This window comes from Pseudomonas sp. HLG18, from assembly GCF_051903985.1.
GTDB lineage: Bacteria > Pseudomonadota > Gammaproteobacteria > Pseudomonadales > Pseudomonadaceae > Aquipseudomonas > Aquipseudomonas fluorescens_BT.
In genome coordinates, this window is the sequence record NZ_CP195831.1 from 4,426,092 (window position 1) to 4,451,662 (window position 25,571).

Annotated in this window: 20 protein-coding genes; 14 read left to right on the forward strand and 6 right to left on the reverse strand. The window is 62.0% G+C overall.

What is annotated here, in order from left to right:
- Positions 1–158: 158 nt before the first annotated feature.
- The gene (locus ACSPX5_RS20370; RefSeq protein WP_439820163.1) at positions 159–4,454 is read left to right on the forward strand and encodes a DEAD/DEAH box helicase; all 4,296 of its coding nucleotides are present in this window, start codon (positions 159–161) and stop codon (positions 4,452–4,454) included.
- A 152-nt stretch (positions 4,455–4,606) separates the two neighbouring features.
- Here ACSPX5_RS20370 and ACSPX5_RS20375 read toward each other — a convergent pair whose 3' ends face one another.
- A complete protein-coding gene (locus tag ACSPX5_RS20375; protein ID WP_439820164.1) occupies positions 4,607–6,712 on the reverse strand; it encodes a mechanosensitive ion channel family protein in 2,106 nt (701 codons plus the stop codon).
- A gap of 190 nt (positions 6,713–6,902) precedes the next feature.
- Here ACSPX5_RS20375 and ACSPX5_RS20380 point away from each other — a divergent pair, with 190 nt between their 5' ends.
- The 5 genes from ACSPX5_RS20380 to ACSPX5_RS20400 all read left to right on the forward strand — a co-directional run bounded on the left by ACSPX5_RS20380 (position 6,903) and on the right by ACSPX5_RS20400 (position 12,204).
- Positions 6,903–8,114, forward strand: coding sequence for an MFS transporter (locus tag ACSPX5_RS20380; protein WP_439820165.1), 1,212 nt, complete (start codon positions 6,903–6,905; stop codon positions 8,112–8,114).
- A gap of 103 nt (positions 8,115–8,217) precedes the next feature.
- Entirely contained in the window at positions 8,218–9,144 is a 927-nt protein-coding gene (locus tag ACSPX5_RS20385) for a DUF72 domain-containing protein (RefSeq protein ID WP_439820166.1), read from the forward strand.
- Positions 9,141–9,938: an endonuclease/exonuclease/phosphatase family protein gene (locus ACSPX5_RS20390; protein WP_169432118.1), complete on the forward strand. Its 798-nt coding sequence runs from the start codon at positions 9,141–9,143 to the stop codon at positions 9,936–9,938. Before ACSPX5_RS20385 ends, ACSPX5_RS20390 begins: the two co-directional genes overlap by 4 nt.
- Positions 9,935–11,221, forward strand: a complete 1,287-nt coding sequence (gene clsB, locus ACSPX5_RS20395; protein WP_439820167.1) for a cardiolipin synthase ClsB — start codon at positions 9,935–9,937, stop codon at positions 11,219–11,221. The genes ACSPX5_RS20390 and clsB overlap by 4 nt, the downstream gene beginning before the upstream one ends.
- Positions 11,218–12,204 (forward strand): lysylphosphatidylglycerol synthase domain-containing protein, encoded by a 987-nt coding sequence (locus ACSPX5_RS20400; protein ID WP_439820168.1) that lies wholly within the window; start codon positions 11,218–11,220, stop codon positions 12,202–12,204. Before clsB ends, ACSPX5_RS20400 begins: the two co-directional genes overlap by 4 nt.
- A gap of 49 nt (positions 12,205–12,253) precedes the next feature.
- Here ACSPX5_RS20400 and ACSPX5_RS20405 read toward each other — a convergent pair whose 3' ends face one another.
- The 3 genes from ACSPX5_RS20405 to ACSPX5_RS20415 form a co-directional block, all read right to left on the reverse strand.
- Positions 12,254–13,012: an alpha/beta hydrolase family protein gene (locus ACSPX5_RS20405; protein ID WP_039771958.1), complete on the reverse strand. Its 759-nt coding sequence runs from the start codon at positions 13,010–13,012 to the stop codon at positions 12,254–12,256.
- Positions 13,002–14,111, reverse strand: coding sequence for a DUF3182 family protein (locus tag ACSPX5_RS20410; protein WP_439820169.1), 1,110 nt, complete (start codon positions 14,109–14,111; stop codon positions 13,002–13,004). The genes ACSPX5_RS20405 and ACSPX5_RS20410 overlap by 11 nt, the downstream gene beginning before the upstream one ends.
- A 178-nt stretch (positions 14,112–14,289) precedes the next feature.
- Positions 14,290–15,285 (reverse strand): GlxA family transcriptional regulator, encoded by a 996-nt coding sequence (locus ACSPX5_RS20415; protein ID WP_207864569.1) that lies wholly within the window; start codon positions 15,283–15,285, stop codon positions 14,290–14,292.
- 100 nt (positions 15,286–15,385) lie between these two features.
- Between ACSPX5_RS20415 and ACSPX5_RS20420 the strand changes: the two genes are divergently transcribed.
- The 7 genes from ACSPX5_RS20420 to ACSPX5_RS20450 all read left to right on the forward strand — a co-directional run bounded on the left by ACSPX5_RS20420 (position 15,386) and on the right by ACSPX5_RS20450 (position 20,542).
- Positions 15,386–15,940 (forward strand): cysteine hydrolase family protein, encoded by a 555-nt coding sequence (locus ACSPX5_RS20420; protein ID WP_439820170.1) that lies wholly within the window; start codon positions 15,386–15,388, stop codon positions 15,938–15,940.
- Between the two features lie 241 nt (positions 15,941–16,181).
- A complete protein-coding gene (locus ACSPX5_RS20425) occupies positions 16,182–16,763 on the forward strand; it encodes a YjfI family protein (RefSeq protein WP_439822048.1) in 582 nt (193 codons plus the stop codon).
- Between the two features lie 17 nt (positions 16,764–16,780).
- Positions 16,781–17,479, forward strand: a complete 699-nt coding sequence (locus ACSPX5_RS20430) for a PspA/IM30 family protein (protein WP_439820171.1) — start codon at positions 16,781–16,783, stop codon at positions 17,477–17,479.
- Positions 17,480–17,603: 124 nt separating this feature from the next.
- Entirely contained in the window at positions 17,604–18,242 is a 639-nt protein-coding gene (locus ACSPX5_RS20435; RefSeq protein ID WP_207864565.1) for a DUF2491 family protein, read from the forward strand.
- Positions 18,243–18,255: 13 nt separating this feature from the next.
- Positions 18,256–18,681: a DUF350 domain-containing protein gene (locus ACSPX5_RS20440; protein WP_169432128.1), complete on the forward strand. Its 426-nt coding sequence runs from the start codon at positions 18,256–18,258 to the stop codon at positions 18,679–18,681.
- A 17-nt stretch (positions 18,682–18,698) separates the two neighbouring features.
- Positions 18,699–19,385 (forward strand): DUF1190 domain-containing protein, encoded by a 687-nt coding sequence (locus tag ACSPX5_RS20445; RefSeq protein ID WP_207864561.1) that lies wholly within the window; start codon positions 18,699–18,701, stop codon positions 19,383–19,385.
- Complete coding sequence (locus tag ACSPX5_RS20450; protein ID WP_439820172.1) at positions 19,385–20,542, forward strand: glutathionylspermidine synthase family protein; 1,158 nt, start codon at positions 19,385–19,387, stop codon at positions 20,540–20,542. Before ACSPX5_RS20445 ends, ACSPX5_RS20450 begins: the two co-directional genes overlap by 1 nt.
- 75 nt (positions 20,543–20,617) lie before the next feature.
- Here ACSPX5_RS20450 and ACSPX5_RS20455 read toward each other — a convergent pair whose 3' ends face one another.
- The gene (locus tag ACSPX5_RS20455) at positions 20,618–21,136 is read right to left on the reverse strand and encodes a single-stranded DNA-binding protein (protein ID WP_003228709.1); all 519 of its coding nucleotides are present in this window, start codon (positions 21,134–21,136) and stop codon (positions 20,618–20,620) included.
- A 9-nt stretch (positions 21,137–21,145) separates the two neighbouring features.
- Positions 21,146–22,543: an MFS transporter gene (locus ACSPX5_RS20460; protein ID WP_169432131.1), complete on the reverse strand. Its 1,398-nt coding sequence runs from the start codon at positions 22,541–22,543 to the stop codon at positions 21,146–21,148.
- A 191-nt stretch (positions 22,544–22,734) separates the two neighbouring features.
- On the opposite strand from ACSPX5_RS20460, the gene uvrA reads away from it, so the two are divergent.
- Complete coding sequence (gene uvrA, locus ACSPX5_RS20465; RefSeq protein ID WP_323161137.1) at positions 22,735–25,569, forward strand: excinuclease ABC subunit UvrA; 2,835 nt, start codon at positions 22,735–22,737, stop codon at positions 25,567–25,569.
- The last annotated feature ends 2 nt before the right edge of the window (positions 25,570–25,571 follow it).

The following is a 25,571-nucleotide window of genomic DNA, read 5'->3' on the forward strand; positions in this document are numbered from 1 at the left end:
GATTGGAACGATGGCTTTGGCGACGATGTTTGGTACAGCGTCGTCGATAATTGCCGGAATCGTTGCATTTTGCGGGTTTAGTGCGCAACCGTCACCCGTAAAGTGTAGATCTCCAGCGGTACTTGCAACTTCGCCCGCCCACCCGCATAACTGCAGACATGAATCTGCCCATCCCCAAGGACGCGGCGCTGGCAGGATTTCACCCCGCCGTCAGCGCCTGGTTCAGCCGCACATTTGCGACGGTCACCGCCGCCCAGGCCCGCGCATGGCCGTTGATCCGCCAGCGCCGTTCGACGCTGATCGCCGCACCCACCGGCTCCGGCAAGACCCTCACCGCGTTTCTCGCGGTACTCGACGATCTGGTTCACCGTGGCCTGGAAACCCCGGACGGTCTGCCGGACGAGACGCTGGTGGTCTACGTTTCGCCGCTCAAGGCGTTGTCCAACGACATCCGCATCAACCTGCAGAATCCGCTGGCGGGAATCACCGAACAGTTACGCCAAATGGATCTGCCGGCGCTGGAAATCACCACCGCCGTGCGTACCGGCGACACCCCGCAAAAAGACCGCGCCGCCATGCGCAAGAGCGCGCCACACATTCTGGTGACGACTCCGGAATCGCTCTACGTGCTGCTCGGTTCCGAGTCCGGCCGCAAGATGCTTGGCACCACGCGTACTGTCATCGTCGATGAAATACACGCCATCGCCGCCGGCAAGCGTGGCAGCCACCTGGCCTTGAGTCTCGAACGCTTGCAGGCGTTGTGCACCGAACCGCTGACCCGCATCGGCCTGTCGGCCACGCAAAAACCGATCGATGCGGTCGCACGGTTTCTGGTCGGCCATGAGCGCCCCTGCGAAATCATCGACATCGGCCACGCGCGCCCACGGGATCTGGGCATCGAAGTACCGCCGGTGCCGTTGTCCGCCGTAATGGCCAATGACGTCTGGGAACTGGTCTACGACCGTCTCGCCACGCTGGCCCGTGAACACCGCACCACGCTGATTTTCGTCAACACCCGACGCCTGGCCGAACGCCTGAGCCGACATCTGAGCGAACGCCTCGGCAAACACGCGGTGGCGGCGCACCACGGCAGTCTGGCCAAAGAGTTTCGGCTCGATGCGGAACAGCGGCTCAAGCGTGGCGAGCTGCAAGTGCTGATCGCCACCGCGTCGCTGGAATTGGGGATCGATATCGGCGAAGTCGACCTCGTGTGCCAGATCGCCTCGCCGCGCTCGATTGCCGGTTTTCTGCAACGGGTCGGCCGCTCGGGACACCAGGTCGGCGGCACGCCCAAGGGGCGCCTGTTCGCCACCACCCGCGACGACCTGATCGAATGCGCCGCGCTGCTCGACTGCGTGCGCCGGGGTGAACTCGATACGCTGCACATCCCCCAAGCGCCGCTGGACGTGATGGCGCAACAGATCATCGCCGAGGTCAGTTGCCAGGAATGGGGCGAGGACGATTTGCTCGCACTGTTCCGCCGGGCCGAGCCCTACGCCCGCCTCGACGAAAAACATTATCAGGCGCTGCTGGGCATGCTCGCCGAGGGTTACAACGGCCGTCAGGGCATCCGCAGCGCCTACCTGCACCGCGACGCGGTGAGCCGAACCCTGCGTGGGCGGCGCGGTGCGCGGCTGACAGCGGTCACCAGTGGCGGCACCATCCCGGACAACGCCGACTACAGCGTATTGCTGGAACCCCAAAGCCTGAATATCGGCAGCGTCAACGAAGACTTCGCCGTGGAAAGCATTGCCGGTGATGTGTTCCAGCTCGGCAATACTTCCTACCGAATCCTGCGGGTGGAAACCGGCAAGGTGCGGGTCGAGGATGCCCAGGGCCAGCCGCCGACCATTCCGTTCTGGCTCGGCGAGGCCCCGGGGCGCAGCGATGAACTGTCGGCGGCCGTGGCTCGGCTGCACGCGCAACTCGATCAATTGCTCAGTGCCAGCCCCGGCAATCTGCAACCTGCCCTCGACTGGCTGACCGACACCCTCGGCCTGAACCTGGCCAGCGCCGAACAGCTCGTGGATTATCTGGCCCGCGCCCGCCTCGCCCTCGGCGCCCTGCCGTCCCGGGACACGCTGCTGATGGAGCGTTTTTTCGACGAGTCCGGCGGCACCCAACTGATCATCCATTCGCCGTTCGGCAGTCGTATCAACCGTGCCTGGGGCCTGGCCCTGCGCAAGCGTTTCTGTCGCACCTTCAACTTCGAATTGCAGGCCGCCGCCAGTGAAGACGCCATCGTCCTGTCGCTGTCCACCAGCCACAGTTTCGAGCTCGATGACGTCTGGCGTTATCTGCACAGCAACAGCGCCGAGCACATCCTGATTCAGGCGGTGCTGGATGCACCGCTGTTCGGTGTGCGCTGGCGCTGGAATGCCGGGGTGGCGCTGGCCCTGCCGCGCTACACGGGCGGGCGCAAAGTCGCGCCGCAGTTGCAGCGAATGAAAAGCGAAGACCTCATCGCCAGCGTGTTTCCCGATCAGATCGCCTGCCTGGAAAATCTCGCCGGCGAACGGGAAATTCCCGAGCATCCGCTGGTGGAACAGACCCTCGACGATTGCCTGCACGAGGCGATGGACTGCGAAGGCTGGCTGCAATTGCTGCGGCGCATGGAATGCGGCGAAGTGCGGCTGATCGCTCGCGACCTGCCGGCGCCCTCGCCGCTGGCGGCGGAAATCCTCAGCGCCCGCCCCTACACCTTTCTTGACGATGCACCACTGGAAGAGCGGCGGACCCAGGCCGTGCTGAATCGCCGCTGGAGCGATCCGCAATCCACCGATGACCTCGGCGCGCTGGACGCCGACGCGATCGACGCCGTACGTGAAGAAGCCTGGCCGACACCGAACAGCGCCGATGAAATGCACGAAGCGTTGATGAGCCTGGCCTGCATCAGCGACCGCGAAGTCGAGGCCAACCTGCATTGGCGCGACTGGCTGAATGCGTTGGCCGAGACCGGGCGAGCCTGCCAACTGCAAATCGATCCCGAGCATTCGCTGTGGCTGGCGCGGGAACGCCTGACCTGTCTGCAAGCGCTTTATCCACAGGCGTCTTCGGCACTGGCAGCGCTACCCGGTTTCGATGAGATCTGGGCCGCCGAGGATGCCTTGGTGGAAGTCATCCGCGCACGACTGAGTGCATTCGGCCCGCTGCCACTGGAGGCCATCGCACAACCGCTGTCATTGCCGTCCCCACACGTCCATCAAGCCCTCGCCCAACTGGAACGTGAAGGCTATGTGCTGCGCGGTCGGTTCACCCCGGGGCTGACGATTGAAGAATGGTGCGAACGGCATCTGCTGGCGCGAATTCACCGCTACACGGTCAAGCGCCTGCGCCGGGAAATCGAGCCGGTGGCGTTGCAGGATTTCATGCGGTTTCTGTTCGACTGGCAGCACGTGTCCCCGTCCACCCGTGGTCAGGGCAGCGCCGTGTTGCCGGCGATTATCGGTCAGTTCGAAGGCTACCCGGCAGCGGCATCGGCGTGGGACAGTGACATTCTTCCGGCCAGGCTCAAGGATTATTCACCGAGCTGGCTGGATGATCTGTGCCGCAGTGGAAAACAGGTGTGGATGCGACTCAGCGCCCGGCAGAAAACCAGCGGAACGGCGCTTCGCAGCACACCGGTCGTATTGCTGCCGCGCAGTCAGGTCGGGTTGTGGAGTGCGCTGGCCGAGCAGACACCCGCCAGCGAACTGTCACCCAAGACGCAAAAAGTCTTCGAGGCCCTCAGCCAGCATGGGGCGCTGTTTTTCGATGAGCTGATTCATGAAGCGCACCTGCTGCGCACCGAACTGGAAATCGCCTTGCAGGAATTGGTCGGCGCCGGTCTGGTGAATGCCGACAGCTTTGCCGGATTGCGAGCGCTGATCACCCCGGCGAGCAAGCGCCAGCAACGCAGCAGTCGACGCGGGCGCGGGGCGTTTGTCGGCGGCATGGACGATGCCGGTCGCTGGGCGCTTTTACGTCGCGGGCCGGTGGTGGAAAACCGTCAACCGCCGTCGCCCGAAGCCCTCGAACACATCGCCATGACCTTGTTGCGCCGCTATGGCGTGGTGTTCTGGCGTCTGTTGGAACGCGAAGCCGATTGGCTGCCCAGCTGGCGCGAACTGCTGCGCACGTTCCATCGGCTGGAGGCGCGCGGCGAGATTCGTGGCGGGCGATTTGTCAGCGGTCTGGCCGGCGAGCAATTCGCCCTGCCTGAGGCGATACCGCTCCTGCGCGAAGTCCGCCGTCGCCCTCCTAACGGCAGCCTGATCGCCGTGTGCGGGGTCGATCCGCTGAACCTCGTCGGCACCCTGCTACCAGGCACGAAAGTGCCGGCGCTGGCGAGCAATCGGCTGGTGTATCGCGACGGCCTGCCGGTCGCTGCCGAGGTCGCGGGCAAGCCGCAATTCTGGGTAGAACTGGATCAGGTTTCCATGGAGCAGGTGCGCAGCAAACTGATCCGGCATTGATGTAAACCGGTCTGGCCTCTTCGTCGGATCGCCGCCCGGACCAAGCCCGCTCCCACAATGGTTTGTGGTGCGGCTGCTATTTCGGCATCACACCGAGTCCTGTGGGAGCGGGCTTGCCCGCGAAGAGGCCGGCACATGCACCACAAGAACTCCTACTGAGTCGGCGATTGCGCTGGCAACACCACCGACGAATGCGCCGCTGGCGCCTCGTCTTCCTGTCGCCTGGGCAACAAGACCTGCTGTGGATAAGTCTGCGCGAAATGCACCCACGGGCTGTTATCCACAAGCTTTTTCAAACGCTGGTTGAACGCGCGACTCACCGCATATTGCCCGCCCGACACCGTGCGGAATTGGGCGGTCAGCACCACGCCGTTCAGGTCCATCCTGTCCACGCCGAACACGTCCAGCGGACCTTGCAGGTTGTACTTGAGGAACGGGTCTTCGCGAATCGAATCCCCGGCCTGACGAATCAGCTCGATGGCCTTGTCGACATCGGTGTCGTAGGTGAACTGCACCGAGAAAAACGCGAACGCAAACTGCCGCGATTGGTTGGTCACGGCCTTGATCTGGCCGAACGGCACCGAGTGCACGAAGCCCTTGCCGTCACGCAGGCGCAGGGTGCGAATGGTCAGGCCTTCGACCGTGCCGGCATGCCCGGAATCGAGCACCACCCAATCACCGATCGACAGGGTGTCCTCAATGATGATGAACAGCCCGGTGATCACGTCCTGCACCAGCTGTTGCGAGCCGAAACCGATGGCCAGACCGACCACCCCGGCACCGGCCAGCAGCGGCGCGACGTTGATCCCCAGATTGGCCATGGTGGTGATCGCACAAATCACCACCAGGATGATTTTGATCGCGTTGCGCAGCAGCGGCAGGATGGTTTTCACCCGAGTGCTGGGCTGGCGCGCCGAGCGTTTGCTGACCGGTGGTTTGAGTGCTTCCTGAATCGCCGTGTCGAGCACTACCCACAACAGCCACGTCACGAGAAAGATCAGGCCGATGCTGCTCAAGGCGTTGCTGATCGCCCGGCCGACCGTGCTGCTTTGTGCGAAGTCGATCAGTGACACGCCCCAGATCCGCCCGAGGATATCGATGAACGCAATCGCGATGACGATCCGCAGCAAGGCGTGCAACAGGCTGAGAAAGCGTTCCTTGTAGGCACTGCTACGCTGGATCGCCTCGGCCCGGCGCGACTTGAACAGGTGTTGCATCACGGTGCTGAGAAATACCGTGCCGATCAGCAACACGGTGGTGAGCAACGCGCAGCGCAGGGCTTTCTGGTTGTCCTCGCCGATACCGATCAGATTGACCGCCGAGACCAGCACCATCAGCACGATCGGCCAGTACCAGAGCCCGGAAAAAATCCGCAGCGATTCCTGCAGCGACGGTTGTTTCAGGCGTTGGGCCAGCGGGCGATTACGGATCAGGTGCGCCACCGGCCGGCGCAAACGAATCACCAGCAGACCGAAGATGATCGACGCCAGCAGACCGGTGAACACCGCGATGCTGCTGGTGATGTTGCCGCCCAGTTGCCGGGCGATCTGCGGGCTGGTCAACGCATCACTCAACGCGGCGAGAAAGCCGATCAGGAACAGCGGTTTCGGGCAGTAGTCGCGAATGATCTGCGCAGCTCGTCGCTTGTGGCCGGTGTTGAACATCACCACCACGCACAACAGCATCGACGTGGAAAATATCCCGCTGCTGGTGGCGTAGGCAAAACACAGCGCCAGCGCCCGACCGACCGAGGCCGACAGAAAATGGCTGACGTACAGGGTCAGCGGCAGACAGATGAGCGCGGGCAGCGTGTAGGGCAAAAGGTAACCGAGCAGATCCTGGCTGCGCTGGCGGGTACGCAGCCAGCGGCCCTCGCGCATCCGCTTGGCCAGAACGCTGCCAAGCACCGTCAACACAGCAAAGGTGCCGAGCCACACGCCGGACAGCATCATGAAATCTCCGGCCACGCTCCACCCCGAGCGATCCGATGGCTGATTGACCAGCCTGTCGACCTCATCCGCCGCCCGGTCGGCGCGCAGGCGCCAGGCGTCGACCAGATGCTCGTTGAGATCGAGTTTGTCCTGCACGTCGTCGATGCTGGAACTGATGGCACCGAGCAGACCGCCCTGCACGATCGGCTCCGGTTTGGCCGGCTCTTCAATGGCCGCCGGAACGCCCGGCAGGCTGGCAGCTTGCACGGCATGGCCGCCGAACAACAGCAATGCCCCCAATAGAATCGCGATCCTGAACCTGGTCAAAACGCCGAGCTCCCTTGGTTGAACCTGTAAGGAACTGATCGGTTTTGGCTTGGCAAAGTTCAAGAACGCCTTGAGAGCCGCATTTCGATCTTTGCTCTCAGGTCAAATATCAAATGCCCATCCCTGTATTTTTCCACCCTCAGCAAACCCCGACACTGCGCTCCATTCAAACCTCAACCGGAGTGCCGTCATGCCCATTGCCCTGCTCGCGCTGACCCTCAGCGCATTCGCCATCGGGACGACCGAGTTCGTCATCGTTGGCCTGCTTCCCACCATCGGCGCCGATCTTGGCGTCAGTCTGCCTTCCGCCGGTCTGCTGGTCAGTCTGTATGCCCTCGGCGTAGCCATCGGTGCGCCGGTGCTGACCGCCCTCACCGGCAAAGTCCCGCGCAAACTGTTGCTGCTGTCGCTGATGGTGCTGTTCACCCTCGGCAACCTGCTGGCCTGGCTGGCGCCGAGTTATGAATCGCTGGTGCTGGCGCGGATCGTCACGGGTCTGGCCCACGGCGTGTTCTTCTCCATCGGCTCGACCATCGCCACCAGCCTGGTGCCCAAGGAAAAAGCCGCCAGTGCGATTGCGATCATGTTCACCGGCCTGACCGTGGCGCTGGTCACCGGGGTGCCGCTGGGCACGTTCATCGGTCAGCATTTCGGCTGGCGTGAAACCTTCCTCGCCGTGTCGGCACTCGGCGTGATCGCGTTCATCGGCAGCTTGCTGTATGTGCCGAAAAACATCGCCCACAGCAAACCAGCCTCGCTGTTGCAGCAATTGCAGGTGCTCAAGCAACCGCGCCTGTTGCTGGTGTACGCCATGACGGCCATCGGTTACGGCGGTTCGTTCATCGCCTTCACGTTCCTGGCACCGATCCTTCAGGACCTCTCCGGCTTCAGCGCCGGCACGGTCAGCCTGGTGTTGCTGGTGTATGGCGTGTCGGTGGCCGTCGGCAATATCTGGGGCGGCAAACTGGCAGACAAACGCGGGCCGATCAGTGCCCTGAAAATCATCTTCACCCTGCTCGCCGCCGTGCTGTTCGTACTCACCTTCACCGCCGCCAACCCGTGGCTGGCACTGGCGACCGTACTGGTCTGGGGCGCCGTCGCCTTCGGCAACGTGCCGGGCTTGCAGGTGTATGTGGTGCGCCAGGCGGAACATCACACGCCACAAGCGGTGGATGTGGCGTCGGGGCTGAACATTGCCGCGTTCAACCTGGGGATTGCCGGTGGCGCCTGGGGTGGCGGGTTGATTGTCGAGCACATCGGCCTGATCCACACCGCGTGGATCGGCGGCCTGGTGGTGCTGGTGGCATTGGCCCTGACAGCCTTGAGCGGTCGCCTCGACCGACTGGGCCCGGTGTATGCCGAACCCGCGGGCGGTTCTACCCGGGTCGTCACTGGCCACTGATCCTGCGAATACCGACCGCCCGTACTCCCGTCGAAACTTTCCCGAACCGTCCGCAGTCATCCACAGACAGAGGCAACACGGGGATTTTCGACGGGAGGGCGGGATGGCGACGATTCACATCGGTATTTCAGGCTGGCGCTACGCCCCGTGGCGCGGGGATTTCTACCCCCGGGGACTGGCTCAGAAACGCGAACTGCAGTTCGCTTCGCGGGCGGTCAACAGCATCGAGATCAATGGCTCGTTCTATGCGCTGCAACGACCGGAACGCTATGCCCAGTGGTATGCCGAAACGCCGGATGACTTCGTGTTCAGCATCAAGGCGCCCCGCTTCATCACCCACATCCGGCGCCTGCGCGATATCGAAAAACCGCTGGCCAATTTCTTCGCCTCCGGGGTGCTGGAGCTGAAGGAAAAATTCGGTCCGGTCCTCTGGCAGTTCCCGCCCAACTTCACGTTCGACCCCGAACGTTTCGAAGCCTTTCTTGATCAGTTGCCCCACGACACCCAGGCTGCCGCCGAGCTCGCCCGCCAGCACGACTCACACCTGCACGGCCACGCGAGCCTGAAGGCCTACGGCAAAAAACCGCTGCGCCATGCCGTGGAAATCCGCAACGACAGTTTCATAGACCCCGACTTCGTGCGCTTGCTTAAACGCTACAACACCGCGCTGGTGATTGCCGACACCGCCGGGAAATGGCCGTACCGCGAAGACCTGACCAGCGATTTTGTCTACCTGCGCCTGCACGGTGCCGAAGAGCTCTACGCCAGCGGTTACACCCGTGCCGCGCTGCAACGCTGGGCCGAACGGATCGACGCCTGGCACCACGGCCGGCAACCGGGCGACGCCCATTTAATCGCGCCCCGCCTGAAGCCTCGGGCGCGCAAATCCCGCGAAGTTTTCTGCTACTTCGACAATGACATCAAGGTCCGCGCGCCTTTCGATGCCCGCAGGCTGTTGCAGCATTTCGAGCTGGATAAAAACCTCGAAACAGTGCCCGGCGAACCGGCCGCCGAAGGAGTACTCGCATGAGCATTCCCGAGCCGCTCGGCTTCACCGACGAGCAGTCCACGGTCATCACCACCGAGCGCCGTTTCACCGTGCTGACGGTGAACACCCACAAGGGCTTCACCGCCCTGAACCGGCGCTTCATCCTGCCGGAACTGCGTGAAGCGGTGCGCAGCGTGTCCGCCGACGTGGTGTTTCTTCAGGAAGTCCACGGCACCCACGAGCACCATCCCAAACGCTATGACAACTGGCCGACGATGCCGCAGTACGAGTTTCTCGCCGACAGCCTCTGGCCGCAGTTCGCCTACGGGCGCAACGCGGTGTACCCGGAGGGCGATCACGGCAACGCGCTGCTGTCGAAATTCCAGATCGTGCGCCATGACAACCTCGACGTTTCGATCAGCGGCCACGAAAACCGCGGCCTGTTGCACTGCGTGCTGCGCCTGCCGGGAGACGACCGTGAAGTGCATGCGATCTGCGTCCATCTGGGCCTTCGCGAAAGCCATCGCAACGACCAGTTGCGCCTGCTGCGCGAGCGCCTGGCCGAACTGCCCGATGATGCGCCGGTGATCGTCGCCGGCGATTTCAACGACTGGCGCCAGCGTGCTGACGGATTGCTTGAACCCTGTGGCCTGCGCGAAGTGTTTGTGGCGCATCAAGGCAAACCGGCGCGCAGTTTTCCGGCCCGCCTGCCGCTGCTGCGCCTGGATCGGATCTACGTACGCAACCTCAAGGCCAGTCAGCCCAAAGTGCTGGCGAACCGTCCCTGGTCACACCTTTCCGACCACGTCCCGCTGTCGGTGGAGATTGAACTATGAGCAGCGCACCGCTGGAGAAATCCGCCGTGGAGCCCGTCAGCATGACCCCGCCCGTGCGCGAGCCCGGCACCGTCGATGTCGAGTACCGCTGGCAGGGCAACAACCGCGTCGTGTTGCTGGAAAACGGCGAGGAGTATTTCCCCCGAGTGTTCGAAGCGATGCGCGCAGCGAAAAGCGAAATCCTGCTGGAGACTTTCATCGTCTTCGAGGACAAGGTCGGCAAGGAATTGCAGGAGATTCTTATCGATGCCGCCCGGCGTGGGGTGCGCACCACCGTCAGCTTCGACGGCTTCGGTTGCGGCGAATTGAGCACCGGTTACCTCACCGCCCTGAGCGACGCCGGCGTGCACCTGCAGATCTTCGATCCGGCCCCCAAGCGCCTGGGTATCCGCACCAACTGGTTCCGCCGCCTGCATCGCAAGATCGTGGTGGTCGACGGCTTGATCGCGTTCATCGGCGGGATCAATTTTTCCGGCGATCACCTGGCCGATTTCGGCCCCGAAGCGAAGCAGGATTACTCGGTGGAGATTCAAGGCCCGGCGGTGACCGACATCCATCATTTCGCCCTGCTGCAAAGCGGCCGACCGGGACGCGCAAGGTTCTGGTGGCAACGGCGACGGCAGCGGCGTGCCGAGATGGCGTTCGATGATCACGATGGTCAGGTGCGTCTGGTGTTTCGCGACAACGACCACCACCCCACCGATATCGAAGACGTCTATTTGCAGGTGCTGCGCCGCGCCCAACGGCGGGTGGTGATCGCCAACGCGTACTTCTTTCCCGGCTATCGCCTGCTGCGCGAGATCCGCAACGCCGCCCGGCGCGGGGTCGAGGTGCGGCTGATTCTGCAGGGGCAGCCGGACATGCTGGTGGCCAAACTCGCCGCGCGCATGACCTACGACTACCTGCTCAAGGCCGGGGTGCAGATTCATGAATATTGCGAGCGCCCGCTGCACGGCAAAGTGGCGCTGGTGGACGAGGAATGGAGCACCGTCGGCTCGAGCAATCTTGATCCGCTGAGCCTTTCGCTGAACCTGGAAGCCAACGTGCTGATCCGCGACCGCGCCTTCAATCGTTACCTGTTCGAACGCCTCGAAGACCTCAGCCACAACCACTGCAAGGCGATGGACGCCGCGAAGTCGCCACGCGGGCGGATCTGGCACATGACCGTGGGTTTTCTGGTGTTTCACTTCCTGCGCCATTTTCCGGCCATGGCCGGCTGGCTGCCGGCGCACAAGCCACGGCTCAAACCCTTTACCCCTGCCGCCGGGAGCGATCCTTCATGAGCCATTCCGAAGCCCACGCGGTGGTGCATCCGGCAACCGCGGGCAAGTCCCGCTGGAGTCGCTGGAAACGTCCGCTGACCCTGCTGTTCTTTCTCGCGCTGATCGTTCTGCTGACGATGTTCGCCAGCCGCATCGAATGGGCCGAGGTGTTGCAAACCCTCGCCGATTTCAAGGTGCGCACGCTGATCATCGCCTCCAGCCTGACGCTGCTGAGTTTTCTGGTGTACGCCAGTTTCGATCTGATCGGCCGCACTTACATCCGCCAGGACCTGACCTGGAAACAGATCCTGCCGGTGGGCGTCATCAGCTATGCGTTCAACCTCAATTTGAGCGCCTGGGTCGGCGGGATCGCCATGCGTTATCGGCTGTACTCGCGGCTCGGCGTGAGCAAAAGCAACATCGCCAAGATCCTCGGTCTGAGCCTGGCGACCAACTGGTTCGGCTACATGACCATCGCCGGCGTGGTGTTCGCCAGCGGGCTGGTACGCATGCCACCGGGCTGGAAAGTCAGCAGCGATGCGTTGCAGGGCATTGGTGTGTTGCTGCTGTTGGTGAGTGCCGGGTACCTGGTCGCCTGCCAGTTTTCCCGGCGGCGCGAGTGGTCGATTCGTGGGGTGGAAATCAACCTGCCGTCGCTGCGCATGGCGGTCCTGCAGTTACTGCTCGGGGCGCTGAACTGGTCGCTGATGGCAGCGGTGATTTTCACTTTGCTGCCGAGCAAGCTCGACTACCCGCTGGTGCTCGGGGTGCTGTTGATCAGCGCGATTGCCGGCGTCATCACCCACATTCCCGCCGGGCTCGGCGTGCTGGAAGCGGTGTTCGTGGCGCTGCTGCAACACGAGGCTTCGCGCGGCAGCCTGGTGGCGGGGCTGCTGGCGTATCGGGCGATCTATTTCCTGTTGCCGCTGCTGATCACCGTGCTGATGTACCTGGTGGTGGAAGCCAAGGCCAAGGCGCTGCGGATCGAGAAGAAGCCGTCCTGATTTTTTTGTTATGGCTTGCTCGCGAAGGCGTCCGAAGAGACACCACAAATCATGTGGACTGAATGATGCTCAACCGCTCGCCCACCACCATTTCGGTGATCCAGTCGACGAGGATCGAGGTGTAGGCCTGCTGTGAGGTTGGATCGCTCAGGGCATGGTCGGCGCCGTCGATGATGCGGTGGGTCAGCGAGTGGGTCTGCTGGCACGCAGCGCGGTAACTCATGATCGTCGCGTGGGGCACGTAGTCATCGGTTTCCGACTGCACCAGCAGCACATCCCCGGTGAATTGCGAGCAGGCGTGCAAGGCGCGGTTGCTGTCGGCGCGTATCAGCGTGCTGCGATAATCGCGCAGGTCGGCCTTGTCCAGGTCGCGTTTGGGCGTGTGCCATTGCTCGTCGCGATACAGCGCCGGCACTCGCAGCGCCAACCAGCGCACCGGGCGCAATGAAGTCAGGATCGAGGCGAGATAACCGCCATAGCTGGTGCCCACCACCGCGATGGCCGAAGTGTCCAGCGCCGGGTGGGCGAGCAGCCGGTCATAGGCCGCCAGCAAGTCACGCAGGTTATCTTCGCGGGTGACCCGGCTCAGCGGAATGCCGGTGCCGCCGGTGTGCCCGCGCAGGTCGAACGTCAGGCACACACAGCCCAGGCCGGCGATGCCTTTGGCCCGTTCCAGATCCCGCTCCTGACTGCCGCCCCAACCGTGCACGAACAATACGCCGGGGACTTTCGATTTGGGACTGAGGAATGTCCCGCTCATCTGCTCGTCATCAATGTCGATTTGAATGCTTTCGCTTCTAGCCGTCATAGGATTGGACCGTTACGTATTTGAGAAGAAAGTCGCTGTTCTCGGCCGGGCCGCGATAGACCTCGATGGCGTCCGCCGGCAGGGCACGGTCGATATAGGTTTCCACCGACGAGACGCGGATCGCGCGCATCGAAGGGTCATTGACGAAACTCTGCAACGCCGCCACTTCCGCGCTGCTGGCGCCGCCCATGCGCCAGGACTGTTCGAGGACGCCGCTGCGCGGCTGGCCTTCATTGTCCAGGCCCTGGGCGATGTCATAGTTGCGTCGCGAAGCGTAGAACCGTGGATAGGCTTCATCCGCCGCCCGGTCAAAAACCTGTGCCTGCTCGATGGCCAACCGCACATCGTCCGGCAGATCCAGTTTCAGCAAGTCGTCATAACCGCCCTGCACCACCAGCAGGTTTGAACCGCCATAGACCTCTTCGCCGCGGGCATCTTCGGTCAAGTATTGATCACCACAGTAACTGAGCACCCGGTCGCCGATGAACGACTGGCCGACGCTGTGGGTGACGACCTGGCTCAGGTCCTGCTCCAGCACCACGCCTTCGCTGAACAGCGTTGCAGCCTCGGGTCGGGCGAGGATTTCGTCGAACGCATCCAGGCTCTTGACCACTTCCTGACCGCGACCGGCACAGGCGTGGATCGGCTTGAGGCGAATCGGCCCGCTGTAGAGCAAATGTTCGGCGGCAGGTCGTGCATCTTCCAGGGCAAACACACTGAGCCCGTCGAGCACGACATTGCGAATGCGTTCGGAAAACAGCGGCGACCAGCCTTGCGGTGCGTTGGCCTGATGGCTGCGCAAGCCATGGCTGATGGCTTTGGTGCAGATGAAATCGTGTTCGACGAAACCGCCCCACAGATCGTCCGGGCCCTTGATCCCCATTTCCAGAGCTTTGGCGGCGCCGACGATGGTTTGGGTCGGCAACAGATACAGGTCACGGCCCTTGTGCTTTTGCGCGTCGTAACTGCCGCCGAATTTCAACCCGAGAATCTGCGCCAGCCAACGGGCCAGCGCCTTGTTGGTCTGCACTTCGTGTTGCGGCGCGTCGGGGCGTACGGAATGGGCGACCACTATTTTGTTGCGAGGTATCGGGGTCATGCGCCCCCCTTCCAGCGGCTCGGTGAATGTAGGTGAGAGGGTGCAGAGATCAGGCCAACCGACGGCAGCGGCAAAACCCTTGCAGATCAGTCATTTAGTCTTTTCGTACTGGCCTTGCGCCCGTTTCAATCTGCACGATGGCCGCCATGATCGCGGCATTTTGCACGACCGCGTGGTGCTATCTCGCCAGCGCCGGCGGCGGGCTCACGCCGAACCGATTGCGGTAGTCACTCGGCGCCAGCCCGGTGATTTTCTTGAAGATGGCGCGAAACGCTCCCGGATCCTGATACCCCACCGTCCACGCGATGTGGTCGATGGTGCCGTTGGTGAACTCGAGCATTTCCCGGGCCTTGCCAACCCGCAGGTGCTGGCAGTACTCGGTGGGTTTCAGGCCGGTCGCGGCCCGGAACCGGCGCAGAAAGGTGCGTTCTTCCAGGCCCGAGCGCCCGGCCATCGCCGCCAGCGACACGTCGGTCGCGCCAGTACTTTGCAGCCAGTGCTGGACCTTGAGAATCGCGGCATCGCCATGACTGAGAATCGGCGCAAAATTGCTGCCGCAGGCACTGGCGCTGTCGCTGTGATCCATCACCAGAAACCGCGCGGTGGCGCTGGCGATGCTCGGCCCCAACAAACGATCAACCAGCCGCAACCCCAATTCCGACCAGGCCATCAGACCGGCCGTGGTGATCAGGTCGCCATCATCGACAATCGGTGTATCCGCCTTGAGATTGATATCCGGATAGCGCTCGGCAAAGGCCTTGGCCGAGGTCCAGTGAGTGGTGGCACTGCGACCATTGAGCAGTCCGCTTTCAGCCAGCAACCACGAGCCTACGCAAACGCCGCCCAGCGTCGCACCACGGGCATGCTGGGCGCGCAGCCATTGCAGCAGCCCAGCCGATGCCTGCTCTGCGCTGAACCCGGCGATCGAAGGTGGGATCAGCACCGCCAGCAAACCCGTTTCTTCCGCGGGATGACTGTCGTAAACCCTGACCGGAGCCTGCTCGTTCTCGACCTGCCAGTGACTCACGCGCAGCCGCGGCAATTGTACGGTCTGATGCTCGACAGCGATCCGGTCGGCCACGCCGAACAGGTCGGTCAAGCCATGCACCGCCGCCATTTGCGCGCCGGGATAAATCAGCACGCCCAGCTCGGCAACGGCCCTTTCAACGCCCATTGTCAGTTTTCCCCTGTCTATTGTCGGTGCGGCCAATCCTCGAAACCGTGACCAGCGCCAATACTCAATCCACTGCCAACAACACTTCGAGGACACCCCCATGGCCAAGCAAGCACTCATCGTAGTCGATATCCAGAACGACTACTTCCCCCAAGGCAAGTGGCCGCTGACAGGCGTCGATGCCGCCGCCGACAATGCCGCCCGGCTGATCGCCGCGTTCCGTGAAGCGGGTGATCTGGTGATCCACATCCGTCACGAATTTACCTCGGCGGATGCCCCGTTCTTTACCCCGGGCTCCGAGGGCGCAAGGCTGCACCCCAAGGTACTCAACCGCGCCGATGAACCCGTGGTGCTCAAGCACTTTGTCAACGCGTTCCGCGAAACCGAGCTGCAATCGATCCTGGACGAACAAGACATCAAGGAACTGGTGGTGGTCGGCAGCATGAGCCACATGTGCATCGACGGCGTGGTCCGGGCAGCGGCAGACCTGGGCTATACGGTCACAGTGATCCACGATGCCTGCGCCACCCGCGACCTGGAATTCAATGGCCTGACCGTGCCGGCCGCTCAGGTGCATGCGGCATTCATGTCTTCGCTGGCGTTCGCCTACGCCAGCGTGGTTTGCGCGCAGGAGTTCCTCTCCAACAGTCGTTGAGCGCCTGTCGCACGTTTGTGAAATGAAACCCGGCCCGCCCTGTTGCGGGCTTTTTTTCGTGGGCTGAGAAAATCTCACGCGTGAGCCATTGATGGCACTTTGAATTGATTGTAGTGTGGCTCACGCGTGAGATGTTCATAACGGAGTCATCGCCATGAAAAGCAACTCCCCGCCAACAAAATCGGAGAGCCCGAAGGGAGTGCGCTCGACAACGTCCGTGAAAAAACCATCCAGCTTCTACATGAAGCAGATGCGCGCGGGCCTGGCTGCCGCCGGTTATGTGAAACACGAAACTTGGGTGCTTCCCGAAAACCGAAGCTTGCTCAAGCAAATGGAGCAACAGCTACGCCAACCGATTCTGGCTGGCTCATTCATGTCGGAGAATTACATGAGCGCAGGCAACAACTGGAACATCGATAGCCTCTACAACGCTTTCAAGGCACTGGACGAGGTGGTTTCCCAGGAGATCACGCTGTCCCTGATCCAGAGCTCCGAACCCAGCCTCAAGCTGGAAATGAACGAATTCGGCGGCCTGCCGATTCATATCGCCATCGCGGGTCAGCAGATCATCGTCGACACCGTACTGGTGGACATCGATTCGATCACCGACGTGCGCGCCTTCAACGACGCGGTACTGCGCAGCCGGGAAATGTTCCCACTGTCGTCGATCGGCATCGAAACCATGCCCAACGGCCAGACCGTCTACAACATGTTCGGCGCGCTGAGTGCGGATTCGAGCCTGACCAACGTGGTCACCGAGGTGAAAACCCTGGTCGATAACGTGCAGCGCGCCAGCGAAGCCTTCGAACACTTCTTCAAGTAATCAACAGGGAAAATCCAATGACTCAGTCCATCTGGAGCAAGTTGTTCACCGCACTGCGCGGCGGCGCCAATGAAGTCGGCGAAGCGATTGTCGACCAACAAGCCCTGCGCATCCTCGATCAGGAAATCCGTGACGCCGACAGCGCGCTGTCCAACGCTCGTCGCGAACTGGTCACCATCATGGCCAAGCACAAACTGTCCGCCGATCGCGTGAGCGAGTACGACGCCAAGATCAAGGACCTGGAAGCCAAGGCGGTCTCCGCCCTGAATGCCGGCCGTGAAGACCTGGCGATGGACGTGGCCGAAGCGATTTCGACCCTGACCAACGACCTGGCCACCGAGAAAGCCCAGAGCGACGAGTTCGGTACCTACGCCGACAACATGCGCAAGGACATCAACAAGGCCGAAGCGCGGATCAAGAGCCTGCGTCAGCAAGTGGACATGGCCAAGGCCCGTGACAGCGTGCAGAAAGCGCAGGTCAGCGCATCCATCGCCAGCGGCGGCGCCAATGGCAAGCTGGAAACGGCGGTCGGCACCCTGAACCGTCTGCAAGAAAAGCAAAAGCAGCGCGCCGCCGAGCTGAACGCTCAGGACGAACTGGCCGATGCCACAACCGGCAACGATCTGGAGCGCAAACTGCGCGAGGCCGGCATCACGCCGAACGAGGGCAGCGCCAACGCAATCCTCGAACGCCTGAAGCAGAAGTCGGCCCAGTAAGGGCAGCCAGAAGAAAAGAAGGGCACCGGGTGCCCTTCTTTTTTGCCTGCTCGTTCGTCGCGAGGCCGGTACACTAGCGGCGTTTTGCCAACGAACACTTCCACCCGCTTCAAGGAATGTACCCATGGGATGGTTAAAGAACTTGCTCGGCACCGGCTCGACACCCGCACGCGAGGCGGCCAGCGGCCCGCTGGGTCTGGCGCAGGGCAAGGCGATCCGCTTCGATACGACCCTCGCTCTGCTGCTCGACGGCAGCACCTCGGTACGGGTTCCCGATGCCCAGGCGATCTGGAGCGCCGGCTGGATCGACCTCGGCCAGTCGAACAAGCTGTATCGCTATTACCTGAACAACGAAGACTTCTGGCTGCAGGTCCATGTCACCGGCGACGATCAGATCGAATCAGTGACGCTGTTCAATTACCTCAGCTACGTCACGGTCAACAGCGATGCCGAGCTGCAGCGCCTGGCGGGCCCGAACAGCCTGATCGGCCTGCCGGCCTACACCCATGACGGCGTGTCCTTCACCCGGGAATGGGGCACCGAACGCGGCCAGACCGAACTGGTCCCGCTCACCGAGCAGGTGATCAATCCCGACGAGTCCTACACCATCGAACACCATTCGATGCTGTATGCCCGGGAAACCGGCCTGACCGACCGTCGCGAACTGTTGCTGTTCTCCGTCGAACAGGATGAAGAAGGCACTGTCAGCCTGAGCACATCGCTGGGCATCTCGCTGTACACCACCGATCTGAGCACCATTTAAAAGGAAGTTCCCCATGCTGGAAGTGTTGTCCGTTTCCCTGAACAAGGCCGCGCTGGTCGGATTCGCCGCCTACCTGATAGGCGCCGTGCTGCTGTTCATGCTGTTTCAATTCGTCTACACGCGCATTACGCCGCACAAGGAATTCGAGCTGATTCGCTCCGGCAACAACGCAGCGGCCATTGCCCTGTCGGGCGCGATCATCGGTTTCGCGATACCGGCAAGCAACATCATCGCCCACTCGATCAACGTCCTCGACTTCGTCCTCTGGGCCGTGATTGCGGCCGCGGTGCAACTGCTGGCATTTCTGGCCACCGGGCTGGTGCTCAAGGGCACGTCCCAGCGCATCGCCAACGGTGAAGTGGCCGCCGGCATCTACGTGGCAGCGGTGGCGATCAGCGTCGGCATGCTCAACGCCGCCTGCATGACCCCGTCCTACTGATCGGCAGGAAGCCCGAGATGAAACGAAGCAAGTACGTTCAACTGTCCCTGGCCGCTTCGGTGGCCCTGGCGATTTCCGGTGAAGCGGCCGCGCAGGAACAACAGCGCACCTTCCAGAGCGTGGAACAGTGCGTCGACGCCGAAGTGGCAGCCGATGCCTGCTCGAATGCCTACGTCGCAGCCCTGGCCGAGCACCGGCGCATCGCTCCGGCCTATGACGACAAAGCGAAGTGCGACGCAGACTTTGCCGCCGGCTGGTGTCAGAAGAATTCCGACGGCCGCTTTGCACCGAAACTCGGTGGTTTCAAGGTGGCGCAAAATTCCGAACCGGCACAGAACCTCGATGCGATTGCCAATGCGCAGATGCCGGCGGGCAATGCCGAACCTGCCCAGACAACTCAGAGCACGACCCACGTTTCCAGCGGTGGCGGGTCGAGCAACGGCTGGCTCACCGGATGGCTGATCGGCAATGCCATGAGCAACAACTCGCGGACGGTGTATCGCGACCGCGATACGCGCCAGACGTACGACACTTCGACGCTGAACCGGCGTATCGAATCGGCGCCGACCACTCGCAGCAATTCGGACTACACCAGCTCCCGGAGCAAACCGGTCAACGTGGCGTCCTCTACTTCCCGTGGTGGTTTCGGCAGCCAGTCCAGCGCACGCAGCGGTTGGGGCGGCTGGGGCAGTTCGAGCAGCTGATGAAGAAGATCCATTGCGCCGAGCGCCACGACTGGAAACAGACGGCCGAAAGCCTCGGCTTTCTGTTCCACACCATCGACGATGAGCCTTACTGGGACGAGCGCGCGTATTATCAGTTCACGCTCGCACAGATCGAAAACGATCTCGAGGATCCGACCGCCGAACTGCACGAGATGTGCATGGATCTGGTGGACCGGGTCGTGCACAGCGAGGAACTGCTCGATCGCCTGAGCATCCCCACGCCGTACTACGACATGATCCGAACGTCGTGGCTGGAAGGTCATCCGCATCTGTATGGGCGCATGGACTTCTCCTACAACGGCACCGGGCCGGCGAAGTTGCTGGAGCTCAACTACGACACCCCCACCAGCCTGTACGAGGCCGCGGCGTTCCAGTGGGGCTGGCTGGAACAATGCATCGAGCGCGGGATGCTGCCGCGCCATGCCGACCAGTTCAACAGCATCGATACCCGACTGCATGAAGCCTTTGCCGCGCTGAAACTCAAGCGCCCGTTCTACTTTGCCTCGATGAAAGGCTCCGTCGAGGACAAGGGCACCACCGACTATCTGCGCCTGATCGCGGAGAAGGTCGGCATCGAATCCCGACACATCGATATCGAAGACATCGGCCTGACAGCCGATGGACGCTTCGTCGATCTCGAAGATCGCTGGATCCCGCATCTGTTCAAGCTGCATGCCTGGGAGTTCATCTTCCACGAACCGTTCGGTGCGGCCATTGCCGATTGCGATACGCAGTTTTTCGAACCGGCGTGGAAGGCCATTCTTTCCAATAAAGGCGCCCTGCCTCTGCTCTGGGAATTGCACAAGGGCCATCCGAATCTGCTGGCCGCCCATCTCGATCCGAATCCGGGCAGCGCTGTACCGAAAGGCTGGGTGCGCAAACCGTACTTCTCCCGGGAAGGTGCCAACATCGAGTTGCAAACAGCCGAAGGCCTGATCGTCAAAGAGGACGGCCCCTACACGGATGCGCCTTTCATCCTGCAGGAATTTGCGCCGCTGCCGAAGTTCGATGACAGCTACACGCTGATCGGTTCCTGGGTTATAGGCGATCAGGCGGCGGGGATTGGCGTGCGCGAAGACAACAGCTTGATCACCAAGGATTCGAGCCGGTTCTTGCCGCACCTGATTCTTGACTGAAAAACCTGCGCCCATGAAAAAGGCCCGTCGTGTTCAGCGACGGGCCTTTTTATTCAAAGCGGATACAGCGAAGAATCAGAACGGAATGTCGTCATCGAAGCTGTCGAAATCCGGGGCTGGTTGCGGTGCGGCTTGCTGTGGAGCCGGGGCCGAACGCTGCTGAGGAGCCGACTGCTGCGGACGCGGAGCCTGTTGGCGTGGCGCCTGCTGCTGATAGTTGTTGCCACCGCCTTGCTGGTCGCCCTGTTGCGGACGGCCGCCCAGCAGTTGCATGGTGCCTTGCATGTCGACCACGATTTCGGTGGTGTAACGCTTGATACCGTCTTTTTCCCACTCGCGGGTCTGCAGCTTGCCTTCGATGTACACCTGCGAACCCTTGCGCAGGTATTCGCCGGCGATTTCGGCAACCTTGCCGAACATCGATACGCGGTGCCACTCGGTCTTCTCGACCTTCTGACCAGTCTGCTTGTCGGTCCACTGTTCGCTGGTTGCCAGACTCAGGTTGGTCACGGCGTTACCGTTAGGCAAGTAGCGAACTTCGGGATCCTGGCCGCAAGTGCCGACCAATATGACTTTGTTAACCCCACGGGCCATAACGTTCTCCTAGGCTTCGCAAGCAGCCTCGGCCGGGTTGTTCACCAGGCGTTCGAGGGTGTCGCGATCCACTAATTCTTTATCCAGTTTGATGTAAACAGCCGCTTCATCGGCGACTATCACTGCATCTGTTACCCCCACGAGGGCCCTGAGGCGCTCGACCAGACCCGCTTCGCGGATCGCCTCGGGCGACAACGGCAAGCGCAGGCTCGTCACGTAGGGAGGTTCGCGCATGGTAACAGCAAAGGCCAGCCAGATGGCAGCCAGCCCGGCACATCCGAGGAACACAACCGACAGACCGCCATGCTGGAACATCCAGCCGCCGAGAATCCCGCCGAGTGCCGAACCGAGGAACTGGCTGGTGGAGTACACGCCCATCGCCGTGCCCTTGCCACCTGCCGGTGAAACCTTGCTGATCAGCGACGGCAGCGAAGCTTCCAGCAGATTGAACGCGGTAAAGAACACCACCGTCCCGATCACCAGAGCCCGCAGGCTGTCACCGAACTGCCAGAAGAATAGCTCAGTGAGCATCAACGTCATGACGGCGCCGAGCAAAACTCGTTTCATTTTGCGTTTCTTCTCGCCATAGATGATGAACGGGATCATGGCGAAGAACGAGATCAGCAAGGCTGTGAGGTAGACCCACCAGTGCTGTTCCTTGGGCAGCCCGGCTTTTTCCACCAGGGCCAGGGGCAGTGCGACGAAGCTCGACATCAACATCGCATGTAATACAAAAATGCCCAGATCCAGGCGCAGCAGGTCCGGGTGCTTGAGCGTCGGCATCAATGCCTGACGCGCAACACCGGATTCCCGATGACTCAGCGGCCCGGTGGACTTCGGCACCATGAACAGCACGATCACGATCCCGACCAGCGCCATGCCGCCGGTGGCCAGGAACAGGCCGGAAAGTCCAAATGCGCGAGTCAGCAACGGGCCGACCACCATGGCCACGGCAAACGACAGGCCGATGGTCATGCCGATCATCGCCATCGCTTTGGTGCGGTGCTGTTCGCGGGTCAGGTCGGAAAGCAGTGCCATGACCGCAGCGGAAATCGCCCCGGCGCCTTGCAGGACACGACCGGCGATCACGCCCCAGATCGAATCGGCCTGGGCCGCCAGCACGCTGCCGAGGGCGAAGACGATCAGTCCCAGGTAAATCACCGGACGACGGCCGATACGGTCGGAAATGATCCCGAACGGAATCTGGAAAATCGCCTGGGTCAGGCCGTAAGCGCCAATCGCCAGCCCGATGAGGGCCGGGGTCGCTCCCGCCAGATCCATGCCATAGGTTGCCAGCACCGGCAGCACCATGAACATGCCAAGCATACGGAAGGCGAACACCAGGGCCAGACCGCTCGCCGCGCGGGTCTCGCTGCCACTCATGCGTTCGCTGTGGGGATCGTGCATGGAAAAACCTCGTGTGAACCGGCGGCGATTCTACCAGTCCCATCGAAAGACGGGGTATATCGCGACGCTATGACGCGTATAGATGAAACTCTCTTCATGCAAGGCAGAAAACCCTTCATTTGATAGTGTGCATCCATCCAGTATTTGGCCGTATACTCCTGTGTTTTCGACGCCCGCCGAGCGAGGCCATTTTGGACAAGATCCTGATTCGTGGGGCCCGCACCCACAACCTGAAGAACATCGACCTGACCCTGCCACGGGACAAACTGATCGTCATCACCGGCCTGTCCGGATCCGGCAAGTCGTCCCTGGCCTTCGACACGCTGTACGCCGAAGGTCAGCGCCGCTATGTCGAATCCCTGTCGGCCTATGCCCGGCAGTTCCTGTCGATGATGGAAAAACCCGACGTCGACACCATCGAAGGCCTGTCGCCGGCGATCTCCATCGAACAGAAGTCGACCTCGCACAACCCGCGTTCCACGGTCGGCACCATCACCGAAATCTACGACTACCTGCGCCTGCTTTATGCCCGCGTCGGTACGCCGCGCTGCCCGGATCACGACATTCCGCTGGAAGCGCAGACCGTCAGCCAGATGGTCGACCTGGTGCTGGCACAGCCGGAAGGCAGCAAGCTGATGTTGCTGGCGCCGGTGATCCGTGAGCGCAAGGGCGAGCATCTGTCGGTGTTCGAAGAGCTGCGTGCCCAGGGATTCGTCCGGGCCCGGGTCAACGGCCGGCTCTGCGAGCTGGACGAGCTGCCGAAACTGGACAAACAGAAGAAGCACTCGATCGAGGTGGTAGTCGACCGTTTCAAGGTTCGCGCCGATCTGCAGCAACGTTTGGCCGAATCCTTCGAGACCGCACTGAAACTGGCGGACGGCATCGCTCTCGTGGCACCGATGGACGACGAGCCGGGCGAAGAGATGATCTTCTCCGCGCGCTTCGCCTGCCCGATCTGCGGCCATGCGATCAGCGAGCTGGAACCCAAGCTGTTTTCCTTCAACAACCCGGCCGGTGCCTGTCCGACCTGCGACGGTCTGGGGGTGAAACAGTTCTTCGACATCAAGCGTCTGGTCAACGGTGAACTGACGCTGGCCGAAGGCGCAATACGCGGCTGGGACCGGCGCAACGTCTATTACTTCCAGATGCTCGGCTCATTGGCCGCGCACTACGGTTTCAGCCTGGAAAAACCCTTCAACGAACTGCCGGCCGATCAGCAGAAATATATTCTGCATGGCAGCGGCTCGCAGAATGTCGACTTCAAATACCTCAATGACCGCGGCGATATTGTCAAACGTTCGCACCCATTCGAGGGCATTGTGCCGAACCTCGAGCGTCGCTACCGCGAAACCGAATCGGCGAGCGTACGCGAAGAACTGGCGAAGTTCCTCAGCACCCAGTCGTGCCCGGACTGTCGCGGCACGCGCCTGCGTCGTGAAGCGCGACATGTGTGGGTTGGCGAGAAAACCCTGCCGGCGGTGACCAACCTGCCGATCGGCGATGCCTGCAACTACTTCGGCGAGCTGAAGATGACCGGCCGCCGTGGCGAAATCGCCGACAAGATTCTCAAGGAAATCCGCGAGCGTCTGCAGTTCCTGGTCAACGTGGGCCTGGACTACCTGTCGCTGGATCGCAGCGCCGACACACTGTCCGGCGGCGAGGCACAGCGGATTCGTCTGGCCAGTCAGATCGGCGCGGGCCTGGTCGGGGTGCTGTACATCCTCGATGAGCCGTCCATCGGCCTGCACCAGCGTGACAATGATCGCCTGCTCGGCACCCTCAAGCATCTGCGCGATATCGGTAACACGGTGATCGTGGTCGAGCACGATGAAGACGCAATCCGTCTGGCCGACTACGTAGTGGATATCGGCCCTGGCGCCGGGGTCCATGGCGGGCAAATCGTCGCCGAAGGCACACCGGACGAAGTCATGGCCCACCCGGACTCGCTCACCGGCAAATACCTGTCGGGCCGAGTGAAGATCGAAGTGCCGGCCAAGCGCACACCGCGCAACAAGAAGCAGGTGCTGTCGCTCAAGGGCGCGCGGGGCAACAACCTGCGCAATGTCGACCTGGAGATCCCGATCGGCTTGCTGACTTGCGTGACCGGCGTTTCCGGCTCAGGCAAATCGACATTGATCAACAACACGCTGTTCCCGCTGAGCGCCACGGCACTCAATGGCGCGACCACTCTCGAAGCAGCAGCCCACGACAGCATCAAGGGCCTGGAGCATCTGGACAAGGTCGTCGATATCGACCAGAGCCCGATCGGTCGTACGCCACGCTCCAACCCGGCGACCTACACCGGCCTGTTCACGCCGATTCGCGAACTGTTTGCCGGCGTGCCGGAATCCCGCTCTCGTGGTTATGGCCCGGGGCGCTTTTCGTTCAACGTCAAGGGCGGTCGTTGCGAGGCTTGCCAGGGCGACGGTCTGATCAAGGTTGAAATGCACTTCCTGCCGGACATCTACGTCCCGTGCGACGTGTGCAAGAGCAAGCGCTATAACCGCGAAACCCTGGAGATCAAATACAAGGGCAAGAGCATCCACGAAACCCTCGAGATGACGATCGAGGAAGCGCGGGAGTTCTTCGACGCGGTGCCGGCGCTGGCGCGCAAACTGCAGACGCTGATGGATGTGGGCCTGTCGTACATCAAGCTCGGGCAATCAGCCACGACACTGTCTGGTGGCGAAGCACAGCGGGTCAAGTTGTCCCGTGAGCTGTCCAAGCGCGATACCGGCAAGACCCTGTACATCCTCGACGAGCCGACCACCGGTCTGCACTTCGCGGATATCCAGCAACTGCTCGACGTACTGCATCGCCTGCGCGACCACGGCAACACCGTGGTGGTGATCGAGCACAACCTCGACGTGATCAAGACCGCCGACTGGCTGGTGGACCTTGGCCCCGAGGGAGGTTCGAAAGGTGGACAGATCATCGCCACCGGTACGCCGGAGGAAGTGGCCGAGATGAAACAGTCTCATACAGGTCATTACCTCAAGCCGCTGCTGATCCGCGATCGGGCCTGATC